The sequence below is a fragment of the Rheinheimera texasensis genome (genome assembly GCF_964031785.1).
Taxonomy (GTDB): Bacteria; Pseudomonadota; Gammaproteobacteria; order Enterobacterales; family Alteromonadaceae; genus Pararheinheimera; species Pararheinheimera texasensis_A.
This window is the reverse complement of sequence record NZ_CAXIRE010000017.1, coordinates 209101-233314: the sequence shown is the minus strand read 5'-3', so window position 1 is coordinate 233314 and position 24214 is coordinate 209101. Positions and strand designations below refer to the sequence as shown.

Below are 24214 nucleotides of genomic sequence, written 5' to 3'. Positions count from 1 at the left end.
GTGCGGCGTTGTTTGGTTTTTTGCGTTGCCCTTATCCGGGCTCTCGGCTAACAAATCGCGGCACTTGCGGCCTTCGGCCGCAGCGACGTCAACTGCGATGCAGTTGCCGCGCGTGCGCTCAGCGTTATATGCCTAGGAACATTAATGCGTAAAATCTTATATTTCATAATGTTTTTCAGCTCAGCTTTTAGTGCAACAGCAGCTGAGAAAGTACTGAATGAAAAAGAAGCATTGTGTCTGGGGTTTAAATGGAATGCATTGCGGCAATCTGGAATTGAGCTATTTGTTCCTCGAAAAATAAACGAATATACCGCAGATTTGTATGTGGCTGATTTTACTGTATCAGGTAAGACGGTATTCATAATTAATGCACCAATTAATACCGACAATCCTGAAAAAGGAATCAATATAGGCTTTCTAGATTCAGGGAATTCCGGTGGTGAGATAAAAATTTATATTTACTACAAATCTGCAAATGGTTTTGAAAAAAACATATACGAGTTGCCACCTGTTTCTAGGCTTATGTACTTCGAGCATGAACAGTGTTAAAGGCATATAACAAGCAAATGTTAATCGCCCACGCTGCGCATGGGCTGCGACGGCAAAACGCGTGCGCGTTTTCCCGCGCTAAATTTGGTAGTTATGTTCGGTTCAATTGAGGTCACTATGAATAAACCTAGACAGCAAGCAAATTTCAGAAAGCGAGTTGCGATTGTACTTTTTGTTTTAGCTGCACTGATTGTAATTGCTTCCATGTTCGGAATCTTATCTCCCAACACTGAAACAGCGAGGAATAGTATGGAAGCTGCCGGTCGAAAAACAGGGTTTTATTTAGTTCCTGCACTCTTTGCTTTAGTAGGATGGTTTTTTAACAGTTCAGCTCAGAGTAAAGCGCTAGAGGCTGAAGCTATTGAGAAGAGTTCAGCAACTAAAACATAACAAGCAAATGTTAATCGCCCACGCTTCGCATGGGCTGCGACGGCAAAACGCATGCGCGTTTTTCCGCGCTAAATTTGATAGTTAGCCGTTAATCGGTTTTAAAGTTTTCGACAGGTTGTGCAGCCAACACCAGGGAGGTGGCTTTGTTCGGGCAGTGCGTTGCTTGGATAAAGCGCAAACGGAAATTGCGTTCTCCGTTTCCATTCTGGTAGTTTGGTATTCACCAATTATTTACAGGCTCCGCTCGGTGCTTTATGGCAGCAAGCTGCAAAAGTCAGCTGTTTGCGGGGTAAGTTTTAAATTCGCACGTGCGGCGTTGTTTGGGTTTTCGCGTTCCCGTTATTCGGGCTTTCGGCTAACACGTCGCGGCACTTGCGGTCTGCGGCCGCAGCGACGCTCACCGAGGTTCGCGCGCGTGCGCTAAACGTTAGGTTTCTATGTTCAGCAAAGATGTGGTCTTCTATCTGGTATTAATTTTTCTCATCCCATGGAATGCCGCTGTATGGTTCTTCACCTTAAAGGCTTTCATTGTATTCGGGTATAGGCCGACTACTGGTAAGGTCCAAAATTCAGAGTTAGAGTATGTGAAAGACATTGAATATGGGGATAAATACCATCTGTCAGTTGTGTATAAATATAAATATAAAGATAAAAATTTTGAATCAAACCAAGTGAAATATACAAAAAGAGAAGTTTTCGAAAATAAGATCTTGGCAGATAGGGAATTGGAAAAATATATCGAAGGCAACGAATTAACTGTATTCGTCAATCCTGTTTTTCCCAAGAGTGCAGTTTTAAAAAAACAAATACCTTATGAAACAGTTCCATTATTGCTAGGTGGGGCATTTGCAATATACCTCGTTATGTCTTTAAAACATTAGCAAAACCATAAATTAGGGATGCAAAAAAATGTCTAACAAGCAAAGGCAGTATCGCCCTTCGGGCTGAACGCGCTAACGCGCGCCCCAGCTTTGGTAGTTAGCAACACAAATTAATCAATAAGGAACGAGTCGAAATGGAAACTGAAAACATAGCCACCCCCTCTAAAGATGAATACAATACGGCAAGCCGCTGGGATAGGTTATGGGCTTCTTTAATAGATAGCTTGATAATGATGATGGTTGTCATTCCGGTAATGTATTTTACTGGCGGCTTTGATGGAATCTCAGAAGGGGTTCAGCCTTCGTTGTGGTACACACTTTTTGTGTCGCTATTCGGTATAGGCATATTTTTTCTTATCAATTGGAAATTGCTTACTGCCAGCGGCCAAACTATTGGCAAGCGTACGATGGGTATAAAAATAGTAACTCTCACAGGTGATCTCCCGGGGTTCAGAGAACACCTTTTAAAGCGCTATGGGATATACTTTCTACTTGGGCAAGTGCCAATAGTTGGCCAATTTTTATCCATAGCAAATGGATTGGTAATCTTTGGTAAGCAAAGGCGTTGTGGGCATGACTTTGCGGCGGGTACAACGGTTGTAAATTGCTAACTGAAGTGATCAAGTATATTCAGGCTGTAAAAGTAGCTGCCTGAGTGGAACAGCCTACTCTGCGCTTCGGCTGCCTCTAGCCACGTCGTTGAGTTTTAATCTTACAAAATGGAAATAAGAAATAAATGAATTTAAGTAAAATTTTGGTAATCGCATTATTAATAGTGTGCTCAAACGCAAGGGCTGGCTTAATAACTTTGAATTCAGGTCAGTATTTAGAATTCCAATTAGAATTTACATCGCCCCCCTTAAAAAAATTTGATTCATTCAGGGTGTTGATTGGTAATATGACCCCAATTTTTTATTACCATAATCCCTTGGCATCTTTATATGTTGGTGGGAAGCAATTAGGAATTGACAGTAGCGATTTTTTCAGTAGCGGCCCTCACTTCGGAAGATTCTTTGAATGGTATACAAGTACTAGTATTCTAGCAGAATATAACTCCGGTCAAATTATAGATTTTGATCCAATAGTAAATAAATCTGGACCCCTTTCACTTCGTTATCAAATACAAACCGGTCAAGTTACTATAGATCCAAGCAGGATTGAGTTTACTATTGGGGTAGGTAGTGTATATGGAGGAATCACAGGACATGTTACTGATCCTAAGGTATTTGCTACAAATTGGGTGGTTAAATCCATGCATAGCGTTCCAGAGCCTTCAACAATAGTGATATTTTCTTTTTCCTTATTATTGCTACTCCGAGCTAACTACAAAAATTTAATAAACCATGGCCGTCGGCCCTTGCAAGTACGCGAGCGCTTCGCTCATTAACTTGCAAAAGCAATGGCGGTGTAAGCGTTTTTTTGTGGAGTTCTCTCGGTTAGCACGTTCGTTCCGGCAGCTCCGGTTGTCATAGCACGACTGGTTGTTATAGACGTCAAAGGTCAATCAAACCGTTGGCGTCTTGCGCCAACGACCGGAACGTGGCAGCGAGGTTTGTTTTCAATCTGCCATAAGTTTTCAGATTGCACGGCTGACGCTGTCTGCCACAAGGCTTAATAACACTGTGGGCCACTTGCGACCTAATAACGAGCACAGGCAGCCGCACACAACGTGCGCTGGACAGTCAAAGCACTGCTTTGCTCGCCGCTCCTGCGGTCGTTGGGAACATCTAGGACTGATTATGAAGCACGGATTTTTCCAGAGAGGAAATTATTTCTTAGCGAAAATAACTCACATAGAACCATCATTGGAGGCAGCATTTGTAGATTATGGTGCTAAACGACATGGATTTTTTCCATTGAAAGATATCGATGATTTTGATAAGTCTATTCATAAAGTTGGCGCCATATTAAAAATATTTATTGTAGAGTCTGAGCATGGAAAAAAGGACGCTAAAGTTTCCGCACATAAAGTTGTCAATAATTATTTTATTCATGAATTAATCGATATTAATCCTCGTCAATCCAAATTATTTAATTCCTACGGGCTAGTGGTAATTTTTGTTACTGTCGCAGTGGTAATTTGCACAAATGTATAACAAACACTCTAAACAAACCGGCCTTTGGCCGTTGGGCTCGCAACAAGTTGCTCACCTGTGTAGCAGTTGTCAGGTGCAAATAAGGTCAAAATGAAAAACAAGCATATTCAAATCTTTATTGAATACCTGAGATTACTCTCGGGCTTACTCAAAAAGGTCGAGGTACATGTTGGGGGGGACGAAAGTATCCTCCATGAAAGACTAAGTCCTGATATGTTCCCTTTATGTGTTCAAGTCGAGATTGTGGCCAGTTTCGCCTTAAGGTCCTGTTGTCCAATTGCCGGCGTTGAGGTCCGTTCGTATGCCCGTGCGGGGAAGTCATTTGCAAATCTGCGTGCGCAACTTGAGGATACCGTCAACTACATTGCAAGTTTGGATGACAAGCAGAGCAATCTCGAAGTCGTTATTGAAGATATGGCGGGCCCGGCGCCTGTCTCGATGCAAGCAGAGGATTTTCTGCTGCGTTTTGCCTATCCAAATTTCTATTTTCATCTGGGGATGGTGTATGCCATTGCCCGATCCCAGGGTGTACCTTTAACAAAAGGCGACTTTGATGGTCTGCATCAGTATCCGCCTGGTTTTTCATTTGAGCGTGGTGACAGCTGACAAGCCGCTTAGCTAGGCGCTATAAACCACAAGGAGAGTGCGTTTGAATATCGATGCAACATTGTATGGCCAGTTTATTATCATTTTCGCGCTGATTATGGGCGTCCTATGCTATTCCGTCGCTCGTGGTAAAATGAAAAAACCAAAGGTTGCAGGTTTGCTTGGTGCTGTTTTGTCATTGGTTCCAATCTTTAGCGTCGTTTATTTTCTTCTATTGTTGTTTAAAAAAAATCAGGTTCAGCACGGTGGCTGTAAGTAGTTACGGTGGTTGAAAACAGGAAAAAGAATCGCTCTCTATTGTTCAGCTGTTTTAATTATTATTTTTACAAGGATGAAATAGAAATGAATGAGTCATCGTTACCAATGGTTCCTCTAGTTGTCTTTTTAGTTGTCTGCGTGCTGCTGTTTTTGCAAAGTATCGCAATGAAAAGCGGGCGCTTTGTCAAGGTTGAGTACTCTAAACCGAAGAGGCTGTTTTGGGCTGTGCTGATATCATTAATAGTGGCAAGCAACACTGTTGTATCTGGGGAGTTGTATTTTTTATTGTTGGCTGCAGCTGTTGGGTTTTATTTGTATTTTTTCAAGCAATACTACGCAATTAAGCGTTATGAGCGCTAACAAGAGTGGTGTTAGTTTGAACAAGTTTTTTGTTTATCTAGTCTCGATTTTGTTTTGCGTTTTAATGGCGGTTTTTCTGGGTTCTGAATTGCTAACGCAATATGAGATGTTTTCGACTGGTCTGAAACGGCATGAGCTCGGTGAAGATCTGGGGTTCGGTATCTTGTTATTTATCGGGCTGGTGCCAGAGTTAATCATTGGTTTGTTTTTGGGGGTGTACATTGGTAAATGTATAAATACATAAATATCAGGTACATAAGTTGAGTTGTTGTTGGCGTTTTCGTGACTTGGACGGCTTACGCAGCACTGCTGTCGATGCCGGGATTTTTGATGTAGTTTTAAAAGGGATTTATTTTGAACGGTATAAGTGTTTGGCAGATTTTATTTTTGTTTGTAGTGTGTTTATTTTGGATACTTCCTTGGGGGCTCGCTTTAATGTCGAATAAAGTAAAAGGAATGCACAAGGTCATTTGGTTTCTGATGTCTTTCTTTATTTCCTGGCTTGGTTATTTGGTCTATTACTTTGTTGTAGTAAAGGAACTTCCTAGAAATAACAGATAAGAATCAGTTTTAATGCTCAATGCTCTTCTAGAGCAGCATCGGCTATATGCATAAGTTTCCCTATGCTGAGTTTGGTTGTTAGCATATGGGGCGCGAGGTCAGGGTTCACGTGCGGACGCATTTAGTCAGGTATTAAGGAGGTCTTATGGCCGTCAAGCTTGCGCTAAAATCGCTGGTCGTGTGGGCCATCATTCTGCTGCTGGCCATCCTGAACGGTATGTTGCGGGCTGCGGTATTGTTGCCAGCGCTTGGCACGCCATGGGGCATGGTGTTGAGTGGCGTGCTGTTGTCGGCGATCATTTTCTACGCGGCTTATCTCGCGTTACCCTGGCTTGGCACGCGCCACCTGCCAACGCTGTGGCGCATTGGATTTGGCTGGTTAGCCCTGACTCTCGTCTTCGAGGTTTCGATGGCCCGCTGGCAGGGCATGTCTTGGTCTGTGATGTTGGAGGCCTACACTTTTAAAAACGGTAATATCTGGCCTTTGGTGCTGGTAGTGGTTGCCGTGGCGCCGGTCGCAGCGACAAAGTTCCGAGGCCTGGCGCAACGTGGTTAGTGCTGAATCATATTTTCCGGCTTGAGCTGTTTGGCCGCAAAGGCCTTGATAGCTTTACCAGGACAGAACGCAAGATAAACTCATGCACCTTTCACCAAATATGCGCTGGGTGCTGTATTTAAACAAAGGAATGTATATGAAAATTCTGAAATTAATCCCGCTAGTCCTCGTTTTAAGCCCGGTCAGTTTTCTGGCAAACAGTACCAATATTTATGCCGATATTCAGGTGACAGATGTAGCCCCGACCCAGGGCTTTATCTGGCAACGCAAAAATAAAAATACCATGGTCTATCCGATAGAATTTGCCAGTTCAAGAACCCAAGGTTGCGCGGTTTTATCATTTGATATCTCAGCAGGGGGCAAAACGGAAAACGTGGAGATCCTGCACTCAGTGCCAAACCGGCAGATTGGGATTTATTCACGCAAAATGCTGAAAAAATGGCAATGGGTGCCGGCTGCCCCGGCAGGTACTTTGGCTGCGGAGAAAAGAACACTGCGGTTAGATTTCTGTATGGGCGGGGAATCAACAGCGCAAGCGGAACAAGCCTGTAAGCGCCGGGCTCAGTTAGCCTGCAGTTAAGGCCGGCTTGTTGCCGAATTAGATAGCTATGGCACGCAAAGGTCCTCAGTGCCGGTGCTCCATCAACAAAAAGGACGGCAAGCGCCGTCCTTTTTCATCTGCAAACCGCGCTGTGACCAGCCAGCTTAATCCGCTTTGGCCAGTGCTTCGTGGGCGTGTTCGCCGCGGTGCAGCCGGTCGTGTACTTCGTGGTCATGCTCGAAGTATTGCGGCAGCAGTGAGCCGATGATCATACCGGCAAGGCTTGCCAGTAAGCCGGCGAATTGTGCCGGAATAAACGGGTCTTCCGGGCCCAGCCACATGACGCCTTGCCACACCAGGAAACCGGCAAAAATCGATGCCAGCGCGCCCTGATTGGTGGCTTTACGCCAGTACACGCCAAAGGCCAGCGGTACAAAAGCCGTCACCAGCGTGACCTGATAGGCACTTTCGACCATGCCGAAAATCGTTGCTTCGGTATTCAGCGCATAAGCCATCACCAGGCAAGTAAAGACCAGCGTGACCATCCGCATCATTTTCAGGAATTGTTTGTCGGTCATCGGCGGTAACATCGGTTTTAAGATGTTCTCGGAAAACGACACCGAAGGCGCCAGTAACGTGGCGGACGCACAGCCTTTAATCGCCGATAACAGCGCACCGAAAAACAGCACCTGTGCCACAAATGGCATATGGGTCATCACAAAGTGTGGCAGGATCAGCTGGCTGTCGTTTGCCATCAGTTTGTTGACCATATCCGGTACCAGCATGACCGCGGCATAGCCGATAAACAGCGGGATGAAAGCAAATAACAGATACAAAGAACCACCGAGGATCGAGCCCCACACGGCGATGCGTTCTGATTTGGCCGACTGCACACGCTGAAACACGTCTTGCTGTGGCATAGAACCGAGCATCATGGTACAGGCTGCGGCGATAAAGGCGATCAGTTCCTTGGCATCCATTTCCGGCCAGAACTCAAACTTGCCGGCGGCAGCGGCGTGGTTAACGACTGTCGACACACCACCGGCCATGTCCGCAACTTCGCTGCCGATAAACAGCAAGCCGCCGACAATCACCACCATTTGCACTAAATCCGTAATGGCTACAGCCCACATGCCGCCGAAAAAGGTATAAATCAGGATAGTGACAGCACCAATCCACATACCCATTTCCTGGCTGATCATGTCCTGCGACACCACGTTAAACACCAGACCCAGTGCAACGATTTGCGCACCGACCCAGCCGAGGTAAGACACGACAATCGCAAGCGACGTCAGCACTTCGGCGACCCGGCCATAACGGCGTTTGTAGAAATCGCCGATGGTCAGTAATTTCATCCGATATAGCGGGGCGGCAAAGAAAATACCGACCAAAATCAGACACATGGAAGCGCCAAACGGATCTGCGACTATGTCACGCAAATTGCCGTCGATAAAAGTGGCCGGAATGCCCAGCACAGCTTCAGAGCCGAACCAGGTGGCGAATACAGTTGCCGTTACCATATAAAATGGCAAATGGCGGCCAGCTACAGCGAAGTCAGCGGCGCTTTTCACGCGCATAGCTGCCCATAAACCGATAGCAACTGAGATGACCCAATAGGCGATAACAAACCAAAGTAACATAATGGCTCAAGGTCCTGTGTTAGGTTGAATTGAAAACGTCTTTCCGGAAGACGCCCGAACGGGCAGGCTTCAGGGTCAACCAAAGAGCGCCGCAGGAAGCAGCAGCCCTTGTCACCCGGCCGCATCAGAGGGATGCGATTGGTTAGGGATAAAACTATTGTAAAGTCGAGTTTGGCTCAGGGCAAAACAAAATCGGCAAATTTGGGCAAAAAGATGACAATCTGTCGTGAATGTGCAGCGGTTATCGATGATGAGTGCAGAGTGAATTATTTTAATCTATTGAATAAAAACGATATTTATATATTAACTGCTATTTATGCCTTTCCAGAGATAAAAGCGCAGCACGTAGCGGTTTAATCGCTGTTATCTTGGGATAAAACCCCGGTTTTTATCAGGGTTATTTAGAGCAGTGCTGCAGAAATGCACAGGCGTTTTCCTGGCGGATGTCAGGCGCAACACCAGCCTGGTACTCTCAGTCTGGTATTCACGGCCTGTTGCTTAGCCTTGGTGACATTGCTGGCGCCAGGCGCTGATATCGGCGTCTGTAAGCTGCTGCTGCGCGCTGTTGAGCTGGTCGTGCATGATACTGCCGGGTTCAGTTAAATGCCCGATGCCCAGTGCATGGCCGAATTCGTGTAGCAGCGTCAACGTCAGATGATGCGCATCTTTATAGGCAAAAATGGTCATAGTGCGGTTTTGGCCGCGTTGTTCCAATAAACCAACTTCGGCAAGGCCTGTGGGCTGCTGCTGCGGAATTAACGCATTGCGGTCGGTTATCAGATTATTCAGTTGCTGTTGGCGGTCCTGCAGCTTGGCCTGCAGCGCATCGATTTGCTCGGCTTCCAGTGCATGTTCTTTTTGCCGGCTCAGTAATTCAGCCTGTTCACGGCCTAATAATGCCGCAGCGCCCGGATCGGCTTGCTGGGCTTTTTCATTAAATAGTTTGATGTCAGCAGCCAGCTGACGGTCTTTTTGTTCGAAGTCTTGTTTATTCTGCTGAAAATCAGCCAGCTGGCGTTCGAAATCCTGTTGCTGGTCACTGATGCGATCGTCATAACGGTGCAGATTGCGCTCCAGCAGCAATTGCTCAAGCTGTTGTTGCTGGCGGGCATCAAACACAAAGCGGATCGGGAAACCTTGTAGGGGGTCATAGCGCAGCACTTCTTTGCCAAGTGCCTGATTCCACTGCGCTGCAGCGTCACTGAGTAGTGGCAGCGCCTCGGCCGTGCTGAGGCCAAAGGCCGGATCTATCGAGTCCAGACGCCAGCTGATCAGCTGATCGCAGCTGGCGGTTTTATTGCCAGATGGTGCTTTGACCGGTGCTGCGGCGGGCCAGAACCACCACAGCAGCACAGCGGCCAATAACAAAAGTAGACGCAGGATCAAATTCAACAGGCTCCACAGGCAGCGTTAGGCGGATTGAAACACCGCATGTGTTTCAGGCTTCAGCGACTTGGTCGGTGAAAAAACCGCCATAGTTTACCTCAGAGTGCTGGCGCGGTAAAAAATTCCGCGGATCCGGGGAAGGGACGTCGGGGGAGGCGACAGGTCCGGCGCAGCGCAGCAGACCTGTCATGGGTATCAAGGCTTTATTTCAGCTGGTTATTTTAACCGGTAGTCGCCACCGGCTTTGTGGGTGTAGCAGGCGCCGCTGCGGCATTGTTTCTGCGTGGTGACTACAGTGCCGCGTACCAGGGAAAACCACTCCTCGCCGGCCAGCTGCAGCTGAATATCTTCAATACCGGCACAGTCCGCACTGCCGCGATCGCTGTGGCGGCTCAGGCTGATTTCCAGATGGCGGCTGCCGTCGTTGAATAACAGGGTTTGTGGTTGTTCTTTGCTGCCACACAGTGCGACAAACTGTGCCGGATTCTGCAGGCCTGTGCTTTGGCCGTTGGCAAAAAACGCCAGCAAATGCTGGTAATAGACCACATAGCTTTTTACCTGTTGATGCGAGCCCTGTTCCAGTGGAAACAGTTTATCCAGCATGGCTTTGGAGTAATCCAGCACCTGACGGTGATGCGCGTCATTCAGCGCTGTCAGTTGTTGCAGCTGTTGCTGGATCATCGGGTCGGTTTCAATCTGCAGTGCGGTCATGGTCATAGTTCTATCCTCGCTCACTCTTTGTCTGTTGGGCCCGGTAGGGTGGCGGGCATGGCGGCTGTTGTGATTGCCTGAAAAACAGTCTATGTTGTTTTTGAGCGAAATTTCACAATTAAAACTTCACAGTGTGAATTTTACAAAATGACTAATCCAAAAAGCTTGTTACGCCAGTCACATTTTCTTGGGACAAAAATCAGAAACCTGAGAAAACGCAATAACTTAACTATGGACGACCTGTCCACGCGTTGTATTCGCATCAATGCCGAATACGCGCCGTCGGTGTCCTATTTGTCGATGATTGAAACCGGCAAGCGGGTGCCGTCGCCGGAAATGCTGGCAGTGATCGCCGAAGTTTTTCAAAAATCACCAGACTGGTTTTTAGACGGCATCGATGCCGGCACTGACTTAACGCCCGCCAAAGGCAGCCGCGGCGGGATCTCCGGCATGGCGCTGGAACCGGGTTTTTTGTTTGCGCCGGACATTCTGCAAATCGCCATTCCGGAGCTGTTGTCACAAACCGGCACCGGCGGCCGCCAGTTTGCCCAGCTGCTGATTCGCGCCCATCAGGAACATCACCAGAACCATTTTCCGGAACTGGAGCGGGCGGCCGAAGAGATTGGCCAAAAACGCATGCCGCTGAGCGCCGAAGAGTTACTGCAGATCGCAAAAAAAGTTGGCTTGCAGGTGCGCTGGTTTACCGAAGTGCCGACCGAATTACTCGACGAACTGGGCGTGCGCAGTAAAAACGTGCAGACGTCGTATTTCCTGCCGCCCGGCACTTTGCATCTAAACCGTATCCTGGAACAACATCCGACCCGGCTGAAATACGAGCTGGCGGTGCATATTGGCCATGCCGTGCTGCACAATAAAGACGGCGTCAAAAGCAGTATGCGGGTCGGTGGCGCGCAGGAAGCCTCAGACGGCAATGCCAACCTGGCGCCGCAGGATATTCTGCATGCCTGGCGTGATTTTGAATCGAGTTTTTTTGCCGGTGCGCTGCTCTGTCCCAAGCTGCCATTCCGGCAGTTGCTGGATCGGCATGGCTATGAAATCAGCTCACATCAGGCGGCTGGCGTGTCAGCCTCTGTGGCGATGCGACGGATGACGGCGGTGTCGCCTTATCAACACTGGCATTATTTTGATGCCTATACACCGGGTAAACTTAAAGCCGTATACCGTGGCAATGGCATTCCGCTGCCCTGGGGCAATATGCGTCAGGTCGAAGACCCTTGTCAGCACTGGGCGGTGTTCCGCATGTTTGAAGCGGCGACACAGCAGCATTCGGCGCAGCTGTCTTTGCTGAATGTGCAGGGCCAGCCGCGGATTTATTGCTGTGAGTCGACCAAGGTGATGGATTTGGCCGGCAACCCGCACGTGCTGTGCGCCGGAGTAGATTTAAATCCGGCCATCAGCGCGCAGGGCATAGACGCCGACAGTCTGGCGCAGGAAATGAAACAACTCTGCGTCAAAGGCGGTGGCAAAGCCGCAGTACCGGCACCGATCCGTTCGACGCTGACCACCATCAGTAACATTCTGAATATCAACTGGGTGGCGCGCTCGCTGGACAAACCGGCGCAGCTGATTTGCAGCCGCGGCAACAGTTGCCCGCGCGAGCCGGGCTGTTATTAGCAGCCTGTATTAACAACCTGTATTAGCAGCCTGCATTCACGGCGGCTGGCTGCACTGGCGGTACTGGCCCGCACTGGCGAGGAGCAGCGCTCTGGTATAGGCTCGGCAAAGGCCGGATAAAAGGATAAAACTGCATGATCAGATTGATGTTTTTGACTGTGCTGACAGGGTTATTGTTGAGTGTGGCTGCGGGCGCTGTGGCAGAAGTCGACGCAGCAACGACAGCGAAGGAATCTAAACCAGCCTATCAGGCACAGCCTTGTGATCTGCCGGTTGCCTCCACTGCAGTCGCGGCGCGGTTGCAGTGCGGCACGCTGAAAGTACAAAGCCCGGATGGCAGCCAGTTTCAGCTGGCCGTGGTGCGCAAAGCCGCCACTGAGCCAAAAGCCGGCGCTGCCCCTGTGTTGTTTTTACATGGCGGCCCTGGCGGGGAAATGACCCGTTTCATTGGTTTGTCCGAAAGCGATTTTTCGCCTGGGCACGAACTGATTGCCATCGATATGCGTGGCTCCGGCCGCAGCAAGCCGTTGTTTTGCCCACAGCTTGCGGCAGAATTAACTAAAGCACTGGCAGAAAGCCCGGACGACAACAGCTTCGTGCAGCAAAGACGTGCAGCCTTGCTGCAATGCCAGCAACAGATGCTGGCGCAGGGCTACAGCCCGCAGGATTTCGGCACCGTGCAGACAGTACAAGACCTGGAACTGCTGCGTGAACAGCTCAATGTCGACAAATGGCATTTGTATTCAGAGTCTTACGGCACTGTGGTGGCGCTGCAGTATCTGGCGGTGGCGCCAAAGGCACTGGTGTCTGTCACGCTCGACTCCGTCTACCCGCCCGACGAATTACTGACTTCATTTAAACTGCAACAGGACCAGTGGCTGCGCCAGCTTGACCAGCTCTGCCAGCAACAAAGGGGCTGTGCGTCGCGGTTTGGCGCCATGTCGGAGCTGTTTAACCGCGCCATCAGCGAATTAACGCAGCGGCCGCTGCAGCTGGAAACCAGCGCCGGGCCTTTGCTGTTGAGCCCGGATAAGTTGCGACTCGCCGTGATGGCGGCCGCGACAGCAGAGCAGCCATTATCGCTGTTACCGCTGTGGCTGCAGGCGGTCAGTCAGCGCAATACCGCACTGCTGAAACCCTGGGCCGAAGCTATGTTGCAGCCGTCGACTATCCAGTTTGCTGCGGCGATGGCAACAGAGTGTGCCGATCGGCAACGTTATTATCAGCAAGGAAGGGCGGACAGTCTGGAGCAGAGTTTTGGTCTGCCGGAAGGGGTTTGCGCGTCGTTTGGTGTTGCAACCGGCGCAGCTGCCGGGGTTGAGGCCGGGCCGGTACAGGTGCCGCAGGTGCCGGAAACTGCCAAAGTCAGAACACCGGTGTTGTTGCTGGCCGGCGGTTTGGATCTGTTTCAGCCGGATAGCCTGGTGTTGTCACAGTGGCTGGGACCACACAGTCAACTGGTGGCAGTGCCTGGCGCATTACATGGTGTGCGCGGTGCCGCGCCATGCCTGCGCAAAATGGTCGGTGATTTTATCCGTGCGCCAGAGCGTTTTGGGCCACCAGGTTGTTTAGCTGAAGTCGCGAAGCCTTATCTGGTCACCGCGCTGGAGCCGAACCCGACAGTCGCGACAGCGCTGGCGTCGCTACAACAGGCACAACCGTCTGCGCTGCTACTGGCGTTGGTGCTGAGCCTGCTGCTCAGTGCGCTGCTTGGTGTGATTTGGCCTGTGTTTGCCGTGCTCTGGTTTTGGCTGAGCGGCCGGCCGCAGCCGGTCTGCCGCATTGGTTTACTCAGCGGCGCGTCCGTGCTGCTAAGTCTGGCAGTCTGGGGCGCGCTGGGTATGACTTTGTGGCAGACGCTGGCGCGGCGAAGCGCTGAACTCTGGCTGGGCTTGCCGCCGGACAGTCAACCCTGGCGTCTGGTTATTGCGCTGACATTGCTGCCGGTACTGGTTTTTTGCTGGTGGCTGGCTCGGCAGCAACACTGGCGGCAGTTGCTGGCGCAGCTGGCACTCGGCGCAGCGGTGCTGCTGGCTGTGGCGCTGCAGCTATTGCCCTGAACTTGTCGCCGTCACACCGGTCATTTGCTTGATACCGGCAGACAGCCCGTTTGCCGGTTTGCCTGTCGAGTCTACCGGTACAACCTCTGGTACTGACCTGACTGACTATGCTAAACAAGCCGGCGCGTCGCCATGCAAAGGTTTTGTAAATTCACTACGAACACGGCGGGGCTGCTGCTACAGTGCAGCTGCCGTGACTGCTATGGAGAGAATCATCAAATGTTTCAAGTAGTTGTTGTTGGCATCAATCCGTCGTTACAAAGCCTGGTGCGGCATTTATGTCTGGAAAAAGCCCATCTGTGGCAATGTAAATTTTTCCCGACTGTCGGCAGTTATCTGCAGGCGCCACGGCTCGACAGCCAGATTGATTTATTGATTTTTGACGGACTCAGTACCAGCTGCAGTCTGGAAGACAAGCGGCTGGTATGTTTTCAGGCACCGCTGGCACTGCGGGTGATTTTGACCGACCCGCAGCATGACGATGTGGTGCTCGGCCATTTGAGTCATTTTCACAGTTTTATCGGCACTGAGCTGAATACCGAACATTTACAGCAGCTGTTTGCCAACGCGGCGCGTTTGTCGGAATTGCCGCTCGGTGAGCAGGAACGTCGGCTGGTCGGTGGGCTGTATGACTTTCCGCAGCTGCCGTCGTTACTGACTGAGCTGGACAAGTTACTGGCTGAGTCCAACGTCAGTGCTGCTGCGATAGCCGGTTTGATCAGCACAGATCCGCTGGTCGTATCCCGGTTATTCCAGTTAGTGAATTCGCCTTATATGGGTTTTGTCAGCGAAACCTGGAATCTGGAAGTCGCGATCAGCCGGTTGGGTTATCAGAGCCTGCGCAGTCTGGTGGTAGTGCTGGCGATGAAAGGCGGCAAGGTACCGGAAGATCAACAAGCCGAACGGCAGCAGCTGTTGGATCAGATTTTGGCACAAGCCGGACAGGCGCGCAGTTATGCCCGCAGCTCAGGTTTTAGCCGGATGTTGCAGGACCAGGTGTTTATCGCGGCGCTGCTCAGTGGTTTTGGCAAGCTGGTGCTGCTGCAAAACGGCCGCGCGGCCGGCGATGCAGAACTCAGTGAACGCAATCCGGCCGGCCGCTCCAGTTATCTGGCGGTGTCGGCGTTTTTACTGACGTTATGGGGTTTTGAAAATTGGGTTATTGCCGCAGTGCTGAATCAGCACAGCTGGCAATCTGAAGGGGTTGGTGCTCAGATCAGCAATTGTCTGCATCTGGCGCGGGCCCAGCAGCAAGGGACCATCACATTAAACGCGGCAGAGCGACAGCAAGCCTTACAGGCCGGATTTGTGCTCTGACACAAAATAGTTGGAAAGGGAAAGATGCAGGTAAAATGGTTGGTTTCAGGGGCGGTATTGCTGGCAGCCGCCGGGATGGGTGGTTACTGGTGGCAGCAACAGGATGAAGCAGCGCCAGCCGGGGCTGCACAAACCGCAGGGGCTCAGGCTGGGCAAAGACCAGGCGGTCCGCAAGCTGCCGGTTCTCAAGCTGGCGCCCCGCAAGCTGGACAAAGGCCTGGCGCAGGCGGCGGACCACGCCGCGCCGGTGGCCCGGGTGGTCCTGGCGGTGCCAACCCCTGGAATGCACCGGTGCCGGTGCGGGTCATTAGCGCCGAAACCACCGATTTAAAAGTCCAGTTTAAAACCATTGGTACTGCGACCGCGTTAAACACCGTGTTAGTCCAACCGCGCGTCAGTGGCCCGTTGTTGGCACTGCATTTTACCGAAGGGCAAAAAGTTGAAGCCGGTCAGCTGCTGGCGGAAATTGACCCGGCACCGTATCAGGTCAAACTGGCACAGGCGGAAGGCCAGCTGCAGCAAAACGTGGCGCAGCTGAAAAACGCCGAACTCGACCTTGCACTCTATGAAAAACTGAAAACGCAGAACTCGATTTCACGCCAGCAGTACAACACGCAGCAGGCGCTGGTCAATCAGCTGAAAGGCTCATTAAAATCCAATCAGGCGCAAATCGATGCCGCCAAACTTGAATTATCTTACACCCGTATTGTGGCGCCGATCAGCGGCAAAACCGGTTTACGCAAAGTCGATGCCGGCAATCTGGTGCAGGCCAACAGCGCGGAAGGCTTAGTCAGTATCACGCAAAGCGCACCGATTTATGTGGTATTCAGCATTCCGGAAACACAGCTGCAAAGCCTGCGTCTGGCCGTGCAGGACCAACAAAAACAGCAGCAAAAACTGGTGGTAGAAGCCTGGGACCGCAATGACAAACAGTTGTTAGCAACCGGTGAACTGACCACGCTGGACAACCAGATTGACCCTGCTACCGGCACGCTGAAACTCAAAGCGCAGTTTGCCAATAGCGACGACCAGCTGTTCCCGAATCAGTTTGTTAATGTGCGACTGAATATCGCCTCAAGACCTGGTGCAGTGACTATTCCGCAAGACGCGGTGCAATATGGCGCTGACGGCACTTTTATCTATGTGGTTGAAAACAAAAAGGCTCAGCTGAAAATGCTCGAGCTGGGTGTGGTTGATAATGGCCGCGTTGAAGTGCGCAGTGGTCTCAAAGGCGGCGACCAGATTGTGATGGAGGGCCTTGACCGGTTAAGACCGGGCCGCGACGTAGAATTGGTGCAAAGCGGCCAGCAGGAATAACCCATGCAACTGTCCAAACCTTTTATTCTGCGCCCGGTTGCCACTTCCTTATTAATGCTGGCGCTGTTGATCGCCGGTATTCTCGGCTGGCGGCAATTGCCGGTGGCAGCGCTGCCGCAAGTCGATTACCCGATTATTCAGGTGTTCAGCTTTTATCCGGGCGCCAGCCCGGATGTGATGGCGCGTACCGTCACAGCGCCGCTGGAACGGCGGCTTGGTCAAATTCCCGGTCTGAAACAGATGTCGTCGTCCAGTAGTGGCGGCGCGTCTGTACTGACGCTGCAGTTCGCTCTTGTTGTTGATATGGGCGTGGCCGAGCAGGAAGTGCAGGCCGCCATTAATACTGCCAGTTCCTTATTGCCCAATGACATGCCAATTCCGCCGGTGTACCGCAAGGTCAACCCGGCCGATGCGCCTATTTTGACGCTGGCGGTCAGCGCCAAAGCGATGGCCTTGCCGCAAGTCTATGATTTGGTGGATACGCGGATGGCGCAGAAGCTGGCGCAGGTCAATGGCGTTGGCATGGTGAGCCTGGCTGGTGGGCAGCGCCCGGCCATTCGGGTCAAAGCCAATCCGGCGGCTTTAGCCGGTTTGGGCCTGACCATGGACAGCTTGCGCAGCGCTATTGTTGCCGCCAATACCAATCAGCCCAAAGGCAATTTTGACGGCCCGTTCCGCTCTACCATGCTGGAAGTCAACGACCAGTTAAGCTCGACCGCTGAATATGAAGCGCTGATTGTCGCCTTTAAAGGTGACGCGCCGGTGCGCCTGGGTGATGTGGCGAAAATTGAACAAGGCGCCGAAGACCGTTTTCTCGCGGCCTGGGCCAATCAAAGCGCGGCGGTGCTGATTAATATTCAGCGTCAGCCCGGCGCCAACGTCATCGAAGTGACAGATCGGGTACGGGAGTTATTACCGCAGCTGACCGCGACTTTGCCAGCCGAGCTGGATGTGTCGGTGCTGAGCGACCGCACCGAATCCATCCGCGCCGCAGTACGCGACGTGCAACACGAGCTGCTGTTTGCCATCGCGCTGGTCATCGCCGTGACCTTTGTGTTTTTACGTACCATTCCGGCCACTATTATTCCGTCGCTGGCGGTGCCGCTGTCGATCATCGGCACTTTTGCCGTGATGTATCTGCTGGATTTCTCCATCAATAACCTGACGTTAATGGCGCTGGTGATCGCGACCGGTTTTGTCGTCGACGATGCCATCGTCATGCTGGAAAACATTGCGCGCCATCGTGAACAGGGTGCGTCGGCGCTGGATGCAGCGAAAAACGGTGCCAAAGAAATTGGTTTTACGCTGATTTCGTTAACCTTTTCCTTAATTGCCGTGTTAATTCCGCTGCTGTTTATGGCCGATGTGGTCGGGCGGTTGTTCTTTGAATTTGCCGTGACGCTGGCGGTGGCGATTTTAATTTCCTTGCTGGTGTCGCTGACGCTGACGCCAATGCTCTGTGCGCACTTGCTGAAAACCTTACCGTCGCATGACGATGGCACAGGTTTTATGGCGCGGGTGATCCGTCGCTACGGCGAGATGCTGCAATGGATTCTGGCGCATCAAAGATTGGGCATGCTGGCGATGCTCGGCAGTGTGGCGTTAACCGCAGTGCTTTATCTGGCGGTGCCAAAAGGCTTTTTCCCGGTGCAGGACAGCGGCGTCATTCAGATTGTCACTGAAGCGCCGCAGGATATTTCCTTTGCGGCCATGACCGAGCGGCAACAGCAGCTTGCTGCGGCCTTGCAGGACGACCCGGCCGTGGCGAGCCTGAGTAGTTTTATCGGCGTCGATGGCAGCAATGTCAGCCTCAATGCCGGCCGTATTCAACTGAACCTGAAATCACACAATGAACGCGACGAACATGCGCTGGTGGTGATCGACCGGTTGCGTGATAAAGCGGCGCAGGTGCCGGGCATCACCGCCTGGTTCCAGAGTGTGCAGGAACTCAGTATCGAAGACAAAATCAGCCGCACTCAGTATCAATTCACGCTGACTTCACCCGATTCCGCAGTACTGGCGCAGTGGTTACCAGACCTGATGAGCGCACTCAAAGCGCGGCCAGAACTGGCTGATGTGGCGGACGATTTAGCCGAAAACGGCCTGCAGGCGTATGTCGATATCGACCGCACTGCGGCAGCGCGGCTCGGCATCAGCGTCAGCCAAATCGGTACTGCGCTGCAAAGTGCTTTTGCTCAGCGCCAAATCACCACTTTGTTTACGCAGGCCAACCAATACCGCGTCATTCTGGAAGTAGATCCGGACCAGGCGCAGGGGTTGGATGCGCTGGATAAGCTCTTTATCAATACTGCCTCCGGCAGCCCGGTGCCGCTGTCATCGGTCGCCACCGTCACACAAAAACCGGCGCGGCTGTTGATTAACCATCAGGGCCAGTTCCCGGCGGTGACGCTGTCATTTAACCTGGCGGAAGGTTATTCACTCGGCGATGCGGTGGCGGCGATTGAACAGGTACAGCAGGAGTTACAGCTGCCAGCGTCAATGGAACTGACCTTCCAGGGCGCAGCGGAAGCCTTCCGCGCCAGCCTCAGCAACACCTTATGGCTGATTTTGGCGGCGGTGGTCACCATGTACATAGTGCTGGGCGTGTTGTACGAGAGCCTGATCCACCCGGTGACCATTTTGTCGACTTTACCTTCAGCGACTGTGGGCGCTTTGGCGGCGTTGCTGCTGACTGACCGGCCGCTGGATTTGATTGCCGTCATCGGTATTGTGCTGCTGATTGGCCTGGTGAAGAAAAACGGCATTATGATGGTCGACTTTGCGCTGGATGCGCAGCGTAGTCGTGGCTTGTCACCACAGCAGGCGATTTATGAAGCGGCATTGCTGCGGTTCAGGCCTATTCTGATGACGACGCTGGCCGCCTTGTTTGGTGCTATTCCGCTGCTGCTGGCAACAGGTTCTGGCGCTGAATTACGTCAGCCGCTGGGTTTGGTGATGGTCGGTGGTTTGCTGGTCAGCCAGGTCTTAACCTTATTTACCACGCCTGTGGTGTATTTATGGTTTGACCGGCATTTCAGTCGCAAAACGGCGGAGGCGCTATGAAGCTGAGTCTGGCGCTGATCCAAAGACCCATCGCCAGCAGTTTATTGGCGCTTGCGATAGTGCTGCTTGGCTTTTTAAGCTACCGCGCTTTACCGGTATCGCCGCTGCCGGCGGTGGATTTTCCGATGGTGGTGGTGACCGCCAGTTTACCGGGTGCCAGCCCGGAGGCGATGGCGGCAACAGTCGCCACACCGCTGGAGCGCCAGCTTGGCACTATCGCCGGTCTGCGCCGGTTAAGTTCCAGCAGCAATCAGGGCTCAACGCAAATCCGGCTGGAGTTTGATTTAGACCGTAATGTCGACGAAGCCGCGCGGGAAGTGCAGGCGGCTATTAACACAGTGCGTGGTCAGTTGCCGGCCGGCATGCCGGGTAACCCGACTTACCGCAAAATGAACCCGTCGCAAATGCCGGTGATGGCGCTGGCGCTGTCGAGTGACAGCCTGCCGGCGTCGGCGTTGTACGACACTGCCGCCACTATACTGGCGCAGAAAATCGCCCAGATTCAGGGGGTTGGCGAAGTCGAAGTCACAGGCTCTTCGTTGCCGGCGGTGCGGGTCCAGCTCAATCCATCCTTGCTCAGTCAATATGGCATTGCACTGGATGAAGTGCGTAGCGCCATCAGCGCGGTCAATTCCAATTTGCCGATAGGTACGCTGGAGCAAGACGATTTGCGCTGGCAAATCAACCTGAGCCAGACGCTCAGAAACGCCGATGATTATGGTGATTTGGTAATTAAATACGTCAATCAGGCAGCCATTCGTTTAAAAGATGTGGCGATCGTCAGTGATTCGACAGAGAACCGCTACAGCGCTGGTTTTCATAACGACAAACCTGCGGTGATTTTGCAAATCAGCCGGCGCAGCGGCGCCAATATTGTCGCGACTATCGACGCGATTTATCAGCAAATGCCGGTGCTGGAAGCGCTCATTCCGCAAGATTCCAAATTAGCCGTGGTGATGGACCGCAGCCCGGTGATCCGCGCCACTTTAGACGAAGCGCAGTTTAGTTTGTTGTTGTCGATTGGCCTGGTCGTTGCTGTGGTGCTGCTGTTTTTACGCAGTATCCGCGTGGCGCTGATTCCGACTTTGGCCATTCCGGTGTCGCTGATTGGCGCCTTTTGTGTGATGTATACCTTTGGTTTTTCACTGAATAATTTGTCGCTGATGGCGCTGATTGTGGCGGCAGGTCTGGTGGTGGACGACGCCATCGTCGTGGTGGAAAACATCAAACGTCACCTGGAGCAGGGTTTGTCGCCGTTAAGCGCGGCCCGCCGTGGCGCCAGTGAAGTCGGCGTCACGCTGATTGCGATGAACCTGGCGCTGGTGGTGGTGTTTTTATCCATTTTGTTTATGGGCGGTTTAGTCGAGCGGCTGTTCCGTGAATTCTCTATCACGCTGGTCGGCGCAATGCTCATTTCCTTGCTGGTGTCGCTGACATTAACGCCGGGCCTGTCGGCGCGGCTGATGGTGCGCGAAGGCGCCAAAGACCCGCAAGCCGGTTTTTTCCAGCGCTTTCAGGCCGGTTATCAGCGCAGTTTGCGCGCGGTGCTGCGTTATCGTTATGGCGTCGGGGTGTTGCTGCTGGCGCTTTTTGCCGCCTCGGTCTGGTTATTCCGCACGCTGCCCGGTGGCATGTTGCCGGAGCAGGATACCGGCCAGCTTAATGGTTTTGTCCGTGGCGACGATGGTTTTTCTTATCAGCTGATGCAGCCAAAAATCGAAGCTTACCGGCAATATTTACTAAAAGACCCGGCCATTGCTGATGTCACAGGCGCCAGTGGTGGCCAGATGGGCACCAGTAACTCGTTCCTGCGCATTCGGTTAAAACCGCTGGAAGAGCGTGGCATTTCGGCGCAGGAAGTGGTGAACCGTATCCGCAACGGCGCGCCGAAAATCCCCGGCGGCATGATGTTTTTAAGTGTTGATCAGGATATTCGCCTCGCATCGCCTTTTGCCAGTTCTGACTATGAACTGCTGTTGATGTCCGGTGATTTAAAACTACTGAAAAGCTGGTCGAAGAAAATCGCCAAAGCGATGCAGGAATTGCCTGAACTGGTGGACGTGAATACGCCGGGCGGCGAAGACACGCAGCAAATTGTGCTGACGATTGACCGTGAAGCGGCGCAGCGGCTTGGCGTTGATATGCGCACTGTGGCCACACTGCTGAATAACTCGTTTTCGCAGCGCCAGGTCGCGACTTTGTATGACGAAATGAACCAGTACCGGGTGGTGATGGAATTGTTACCCGGCTATACAGCACAGCCGGAAGTGCTGAAACAGCTGCAGCTGATCAATAGCCGCGGTGAGCGGGTGCCATTAAGCGCTATCGCCAGTTACCAGTATGGCCTGTCAAATGACCGTATCCGCCGCGACAATCAATTCGCTGCACAAGGCATCGGTTATGCCTTAGCCGAAGGCGTGACAGCGCAACAGGCCGATGCGGCGCTCGACCGCATGTTGGCCGAACTGATGGTGCCGACGGCGATTTATGCCATCAATGGCGAAGATCAGCGCAACGCGGTATTCAGTCAGGGCGACCAGCTTTGGCTGTTCATCGGTGTGGTGCTGGCGGTGTATCTGCTGCTCGGCATTTTGTATGAAAGCACGCTGCAGCCGCTGGTGATTTTGTCGACCTTGCCCTGCACCGCGCTTGGCGCTTTGCTGGCACTGTATTTTACCGATACGCCGCTGAATCTGATTGCGCAGCTTGGCTTGTTCCTGCTGATTGGTATCGTGATGAAAAACGCCATTCTGCTGGTCGATTTTGCCTTAGCAGCTGAACGTCAACAGGGCCTGTCGCCGCTCGAAGCCATAGTGCTGGCCGGTCAGCAACGGCTGCGGCCAATTCTGATGACGAACTGCGCGGCGATGCTTGGTGCGGTGCCGCTGTTATTGGGCATGGGCGAAGGGTCGGAGCTGCGTCAGCCGCTTGGGATCAGTATCGTTGGCGGTTTATTGTTAAGTCAGCTGTTTACGCTGTACAGCACACCGGCTGTGTATCTGATGTTGAGCCGGTTCCGGCAGCAAAAAACTGTGGTGGAGCAGCCGGCTCAGGTTTAAACAACTGGCAGACCGCATGGCTGGTCATAACACGGTGCGGTCTGGCGCATAAGCCTGATACAACGGCAACATGGCAGCGCCGAGCAGCATGGCGTCGCTGCCGAGGCTGCCTTGTTGCAGCTGCGGCACCAGCAACCCCAGCGCGGGCCAAAGCTCCAGCTGCTGACGGATGTCTGCCAGCAGTGGCGTGAGGTCGTTGATTTTGCTGCTGTCGATAATCAGCAGTGGAATATCCAGTAGCGCCATCACCGCCTGCAGGCCATTGCTGATGTTGTGTGCATCCGGTTGTTGCAATAGCAGCTGGCCATTAGATACCGGCAGCACCGCCAGATGGGCCGCATTGCCATGCCGGCCACGCCAGAGCTGGCCGTTTAATACCAAACCGCCGGCCGGCAACTGGTCCAGATACAGATACAAAAAATCAGCTGCGGCTGGTTTGCCCAACCATAACTCCGCGGCAGCTGCGGCCGAGCCGTCGTTTTCCGGATAGACCGGGATTTTTAGTTCATGCTGTAAATCAGCCGCCAAATCAACATCTTGCCAGGCCTGTTGTAATTGCTGCAATGCGGTGGCGTCCAGCTGCGGATACAAGCGTGCGGCGAATTGACTGTTGCCGGCAAACCAGGGCATAGCGAGACCAATGCCACAAAGCCGTTCCTGCTGGGATGCGGATAACTGCGCCAATAATTGCCGGCTTTGTTGCAGCAGGGCGGTTTGCACGCGCTGCGGCGACCAGCTGTCGAGTGCGCAGTGCTGACGGCGCAGAATATTGCCGCAGAAATCCGTCAGCACCAGCTGCAGCTGAGTGCGTTGTAATTGAATTCCGATACTGAATACCACGTCCGGCACTAGCTGATAAAACTGCGTCGGCTGGCCCACGCCTAAAGTTTTTTTACCGCAGGGTTGCAGCAATCCGTCGCGGCAAAGTCCGGCGACAATCCGTGTCACAGCCTGCAGCGAAAGCCCCAGTTCGTCGGCCAGTTCAGGCCGCGATGCCAGCATGCGCCGGCGCACGGCGCCCAGCAACAGACGGGCATTCAGGTCACCGAGCATTTCGGCATTGGCTCCGGTTCTCACTGTCGGACTGTCCTTTTCAATTCAGGCAAATGAGCAAAACGGCATGATAGCGCATCTGGCTGATTCATTTGCAAATTTGCAGTTCCTGATCGGCCAGCCATACTGTTTTGTACCCCCATCAGTAAAACATCCTGTCGGATGTTTTCCGGTT

21 protein-coding genes are annotated in these 24214 nt (G+C 52.3%); 17 read left to right on the top strand and 4 right to left on the bottom strand.

Annotated elements, in window-relative coordinates:
- Positions 1 to 144: 144 nt before the first annotated feature.
- The 11 genes from ABNT34_RS07520 (at position 145) to ABNT34_RS07470 (ending at position 6837) form a co-directional block, all read left to right on the top strand.
- Complete coding sequence (locus tag ABNT34_RS07520) at positions 145 to 549, top strand: hypothetical protein (RefSeq protein WP_348730264.1); 405 nt, start codon at positions 145 to 147, stop codon at positions 547 to 549.
- A gap of 117 nt (positions 550 to 666) precedes the next feature.
- The gene (locus ABNT34_RS07515) at positions 667 to 939 is read left to right on the top strand and encodes a hypothetical protein (protein ID WP_348730262.1); all 273 of its coding nucleotides are present in this window, start codon (positions 667 to 669) and stop codon (positions 937 to 939) included.
- Between the two features lie 437 nt (positions 940 to 1376).
- On the top strand, positions 1377 to 1820 hold the full coding sequence (locus ABNT34_RS07510) for a DUF3592 domain-containing protein (protein ID WP_348730261.1): 444 nt from the start codon (positions 1377 to 1379) through the stop codon (positions 1818 to 1820).
- A 134-nt stretch (positions 1821 to 1954) separates the two neighbouring features.
- The gene (locus tag ABNT34_RS07505; RefSeq protein WP_348730259.1) at positions 1955 to 2431 is read left to right on the top strand and encodes an RDD family protein; all 477 of its coding nucleotides are present in this window, start codon (positions 1955 to 1957) and stop codon (positions 2429 to 2431) included.
- A 125-nt stretch (positions 2432 to 2556) separates the two neighbouring features.
- Positions 2557 to 3207 (top strand): hypothetical protein, encoded by a 651-nt coding sequence (locus ABNT34_RS07500; RefSeq protein ID WP_348730257.1) that lies wholly within the window; start codon positions 2557 to 2559, stop codon positions 3205 to 3207.
- A gap of 352 nt (positions 3208 to 3559) precedes the next feature.
- Complete coding sequence (locus ABNT34_RS07495) at positions 3560 to 3916, top strand: hypothetical protein (protein ID WP_348730268.1); 357 nt, start codon at positions 3560 to 3562, stop codon at positions 3914 to 3916.
- A 90-nt stretch (positions 3917 to 4006) separates the two neighbouring features.
- Positions 4007 to 4522, top strand: coding sequence for a DUF1993 domain-containing protein (locus tag ABNT34_RS07490; RefSeq protein ID WP_348730255.1), 516 nt, complete (start codon positions 4007 to 4009; stop codon positions 4520 to 4522).
- Between the two features lie 43 nt (positions 4523 to 4565).
- Positions 4566 to 4781, top strand: a complete 216-nt coding sequence (locus tag ABNT34_RS07485; RefSeq protein ID WP_348730253.1) for a hypothetical protein — start codon at positions 4566 to 4568, stop codon at positions 4779 to 4781.
- Between the two features lie 83 nt (positions 4782 to 4864).
- Complete coding sequence (locus ABNT34_RS07480) at positions 4865 to 5140, top strand: hypothetical protein (protein ID WP_348730251.1); 276 nt, start codon at positions 4865 to 4867, stop codon at positions 5138 to 5140.
- 706 nt (positions 5141 to 5846) lie between these two features.
- On the top strand, positions 5847 to 6257 hold the full coding sequence (locus ABNT34_RS07475; protein WP_348730250.1) for a hypothetical protein: 411 nt from the start codon (positions 5847 to 5849) through the stop codon (positions 6255 to 6257).
- A 136-nt stretch (positions 6258 to 6393) separates the two neighbouring features.
- On the top strand, positions 6394 to 6837 hold the full coding sequence (locus ABNT34_RS07470) for a TonB family protein (RefSeq protein WP_348730248.1): 444 nt from the start codon (positions 6394 to 6396) through the stop codon (positions 6835 to 6837).
- Positions 6838 to 6962: 125 nt separating this feature from the next.
- Here the strand turns inward: ABNT34_RS07470 and ABNT34_RS07465 are convergent, their stop codons facing one another.
- From ABNT34_RS07465 to ABNT34_RS07455, 3 genes are all read right to left on the bottom strand, one after another.
- Positions 6963 to 8438: a sodium:solute symporter family protein gene (locus ABNT34_RS07465; protein WP_348730246.1), complete on the bottom strand. Its 1476-nt coding sequence runs from the start codon at positions 8436 to 8438 to the stop codon at positions 6963 to 6965.
- Positions 8439 to 8936: 498 nt separating this feature from the next.
- On the bottom strand, positions 8937 to 9830 hold the full coding sequence (locus tag ABNT34_RS07460) for a matrixin family metalloprotease (RefSeq protein WP_348730244.1): 894 nt from the start codon (positions 9828 to 9830) through the stop codon (positions 8937 to 8939).
- A 210-nt stretch (positions 9831 to 10040) separates the two neighbouring features.
- On the bottom strand, positions 10041 to 10541 hold the full coding sequence (locus tag ABNT34_RS07455) for a malate synthase (RefSeq protein ID WP_348730242.1): 501 nt from the start codon (positions 10539 to 10541) through the stop codon (positions 10041 to 10043).
- A gap of 141 nt (positions 10542 to 10682) precedes the next feature.
- On the opposite strand from ABNT34_RS07455, the gene ABNT34_RS07450 reads away from it, so the two are divergent.
- The 6 genes from ABNT34_RS07450 (at position 10683) to ABNT34_RS07425 (ending at position 22986) form a co-directional block, all read left to right on the top strand.
- The gene (locus ABNT34_RS07450; protein ID WP_348730240.1) at positions 10683 to 12170 is read left to right on the top strand and encodes a DUF3612 domain-containing protein; all 1488 of its coding nucleotides are present in this window, start codon (positions 10683 to 10685) and stop codon (positions 12168 to 12170) included.
- Between the two features lie 134 nt (positions 12171 to 12304).
- A complete protein-coding gene (locus tag ABNT34_RS07445; RefSeq protein WP_348730238.1) occupies positions 12305 to 14230 on the top strand; it encodes an alpha/beta fold hydrolase in 1926 nt (641 codons plus the stop codon).
- Between the two features lie 219 nt (positions 14231 to 14449).
- Positions 14450 to 15547, top strand: coding sequence for an HDOD domain-containing protein (locus tag ABNT34_RS07440; protein ID WP_348730236.1), 1098 nt, complete (start codon positions 14450 to 14452; stop codon positions 15545 to 15547).
- A gap of 24 nt (positions 15548 to 15571) precedes the next feature.
- Positions 15572 to 16864 (top strand): efflux RND transporter periplasmic adaptor subunit, encoded by a 1293-nt coding sequence (locus tag ABNT34_RS07435; RefSeq protein WP_348730234.1) that lies wholly within the window; start codon positions 15572 to 15574, stop codon positions 16862 to 16864.
- A gap of 3 nt (positions 16865 to 16867) precedes the next feature.
- Positions 16868 to 19927 (top strand): multidrug efflux RND transporter permease subunit, encoded by a 3060-nt coding sequence (locus tag ABNT34_RS07430; protein ID WP_348730232.1) that lies wholly within the window; start codon positions 16868 to 16870, stop codon positions 19925 to 19927.
- Positions 19924 to 22986 (top strand): efflux RND transporter permease subunit, encoded by a 3063-nt coding sequence (locus ABNT34_RS07425; protein WP_348730230.1) that lies wholly within the window; start codon positions 19924 to 19926, stop codon positions 22984 to 22986. Before ABNT34_RS07430 ends, ABNT34_RS07425 begins: the two co-directional genes overlap by 4 nt.
- 24 nt (positions 22987 to 23010) lie before the next feature.
- On the opposite strand, the gene ABNT34_RS07420 is transcribed toward ABNT34_RS07425, so the two are convergent.
- Positions 23011 to 24063 carry an ROK family transcriptional regulator gene (locus ABNT34_RS07420; protein ID WP_348730228.1) on the bottom strand — a complete coding sequence of 351 codons (1053 nt, stop codon included), beginning with the start codon at positions 24061 to 24063 and terminating at the stop codon, positions 23011 to 23013.
- Positions 24064 to 24214: the final 151 nt, after the last annotated feature.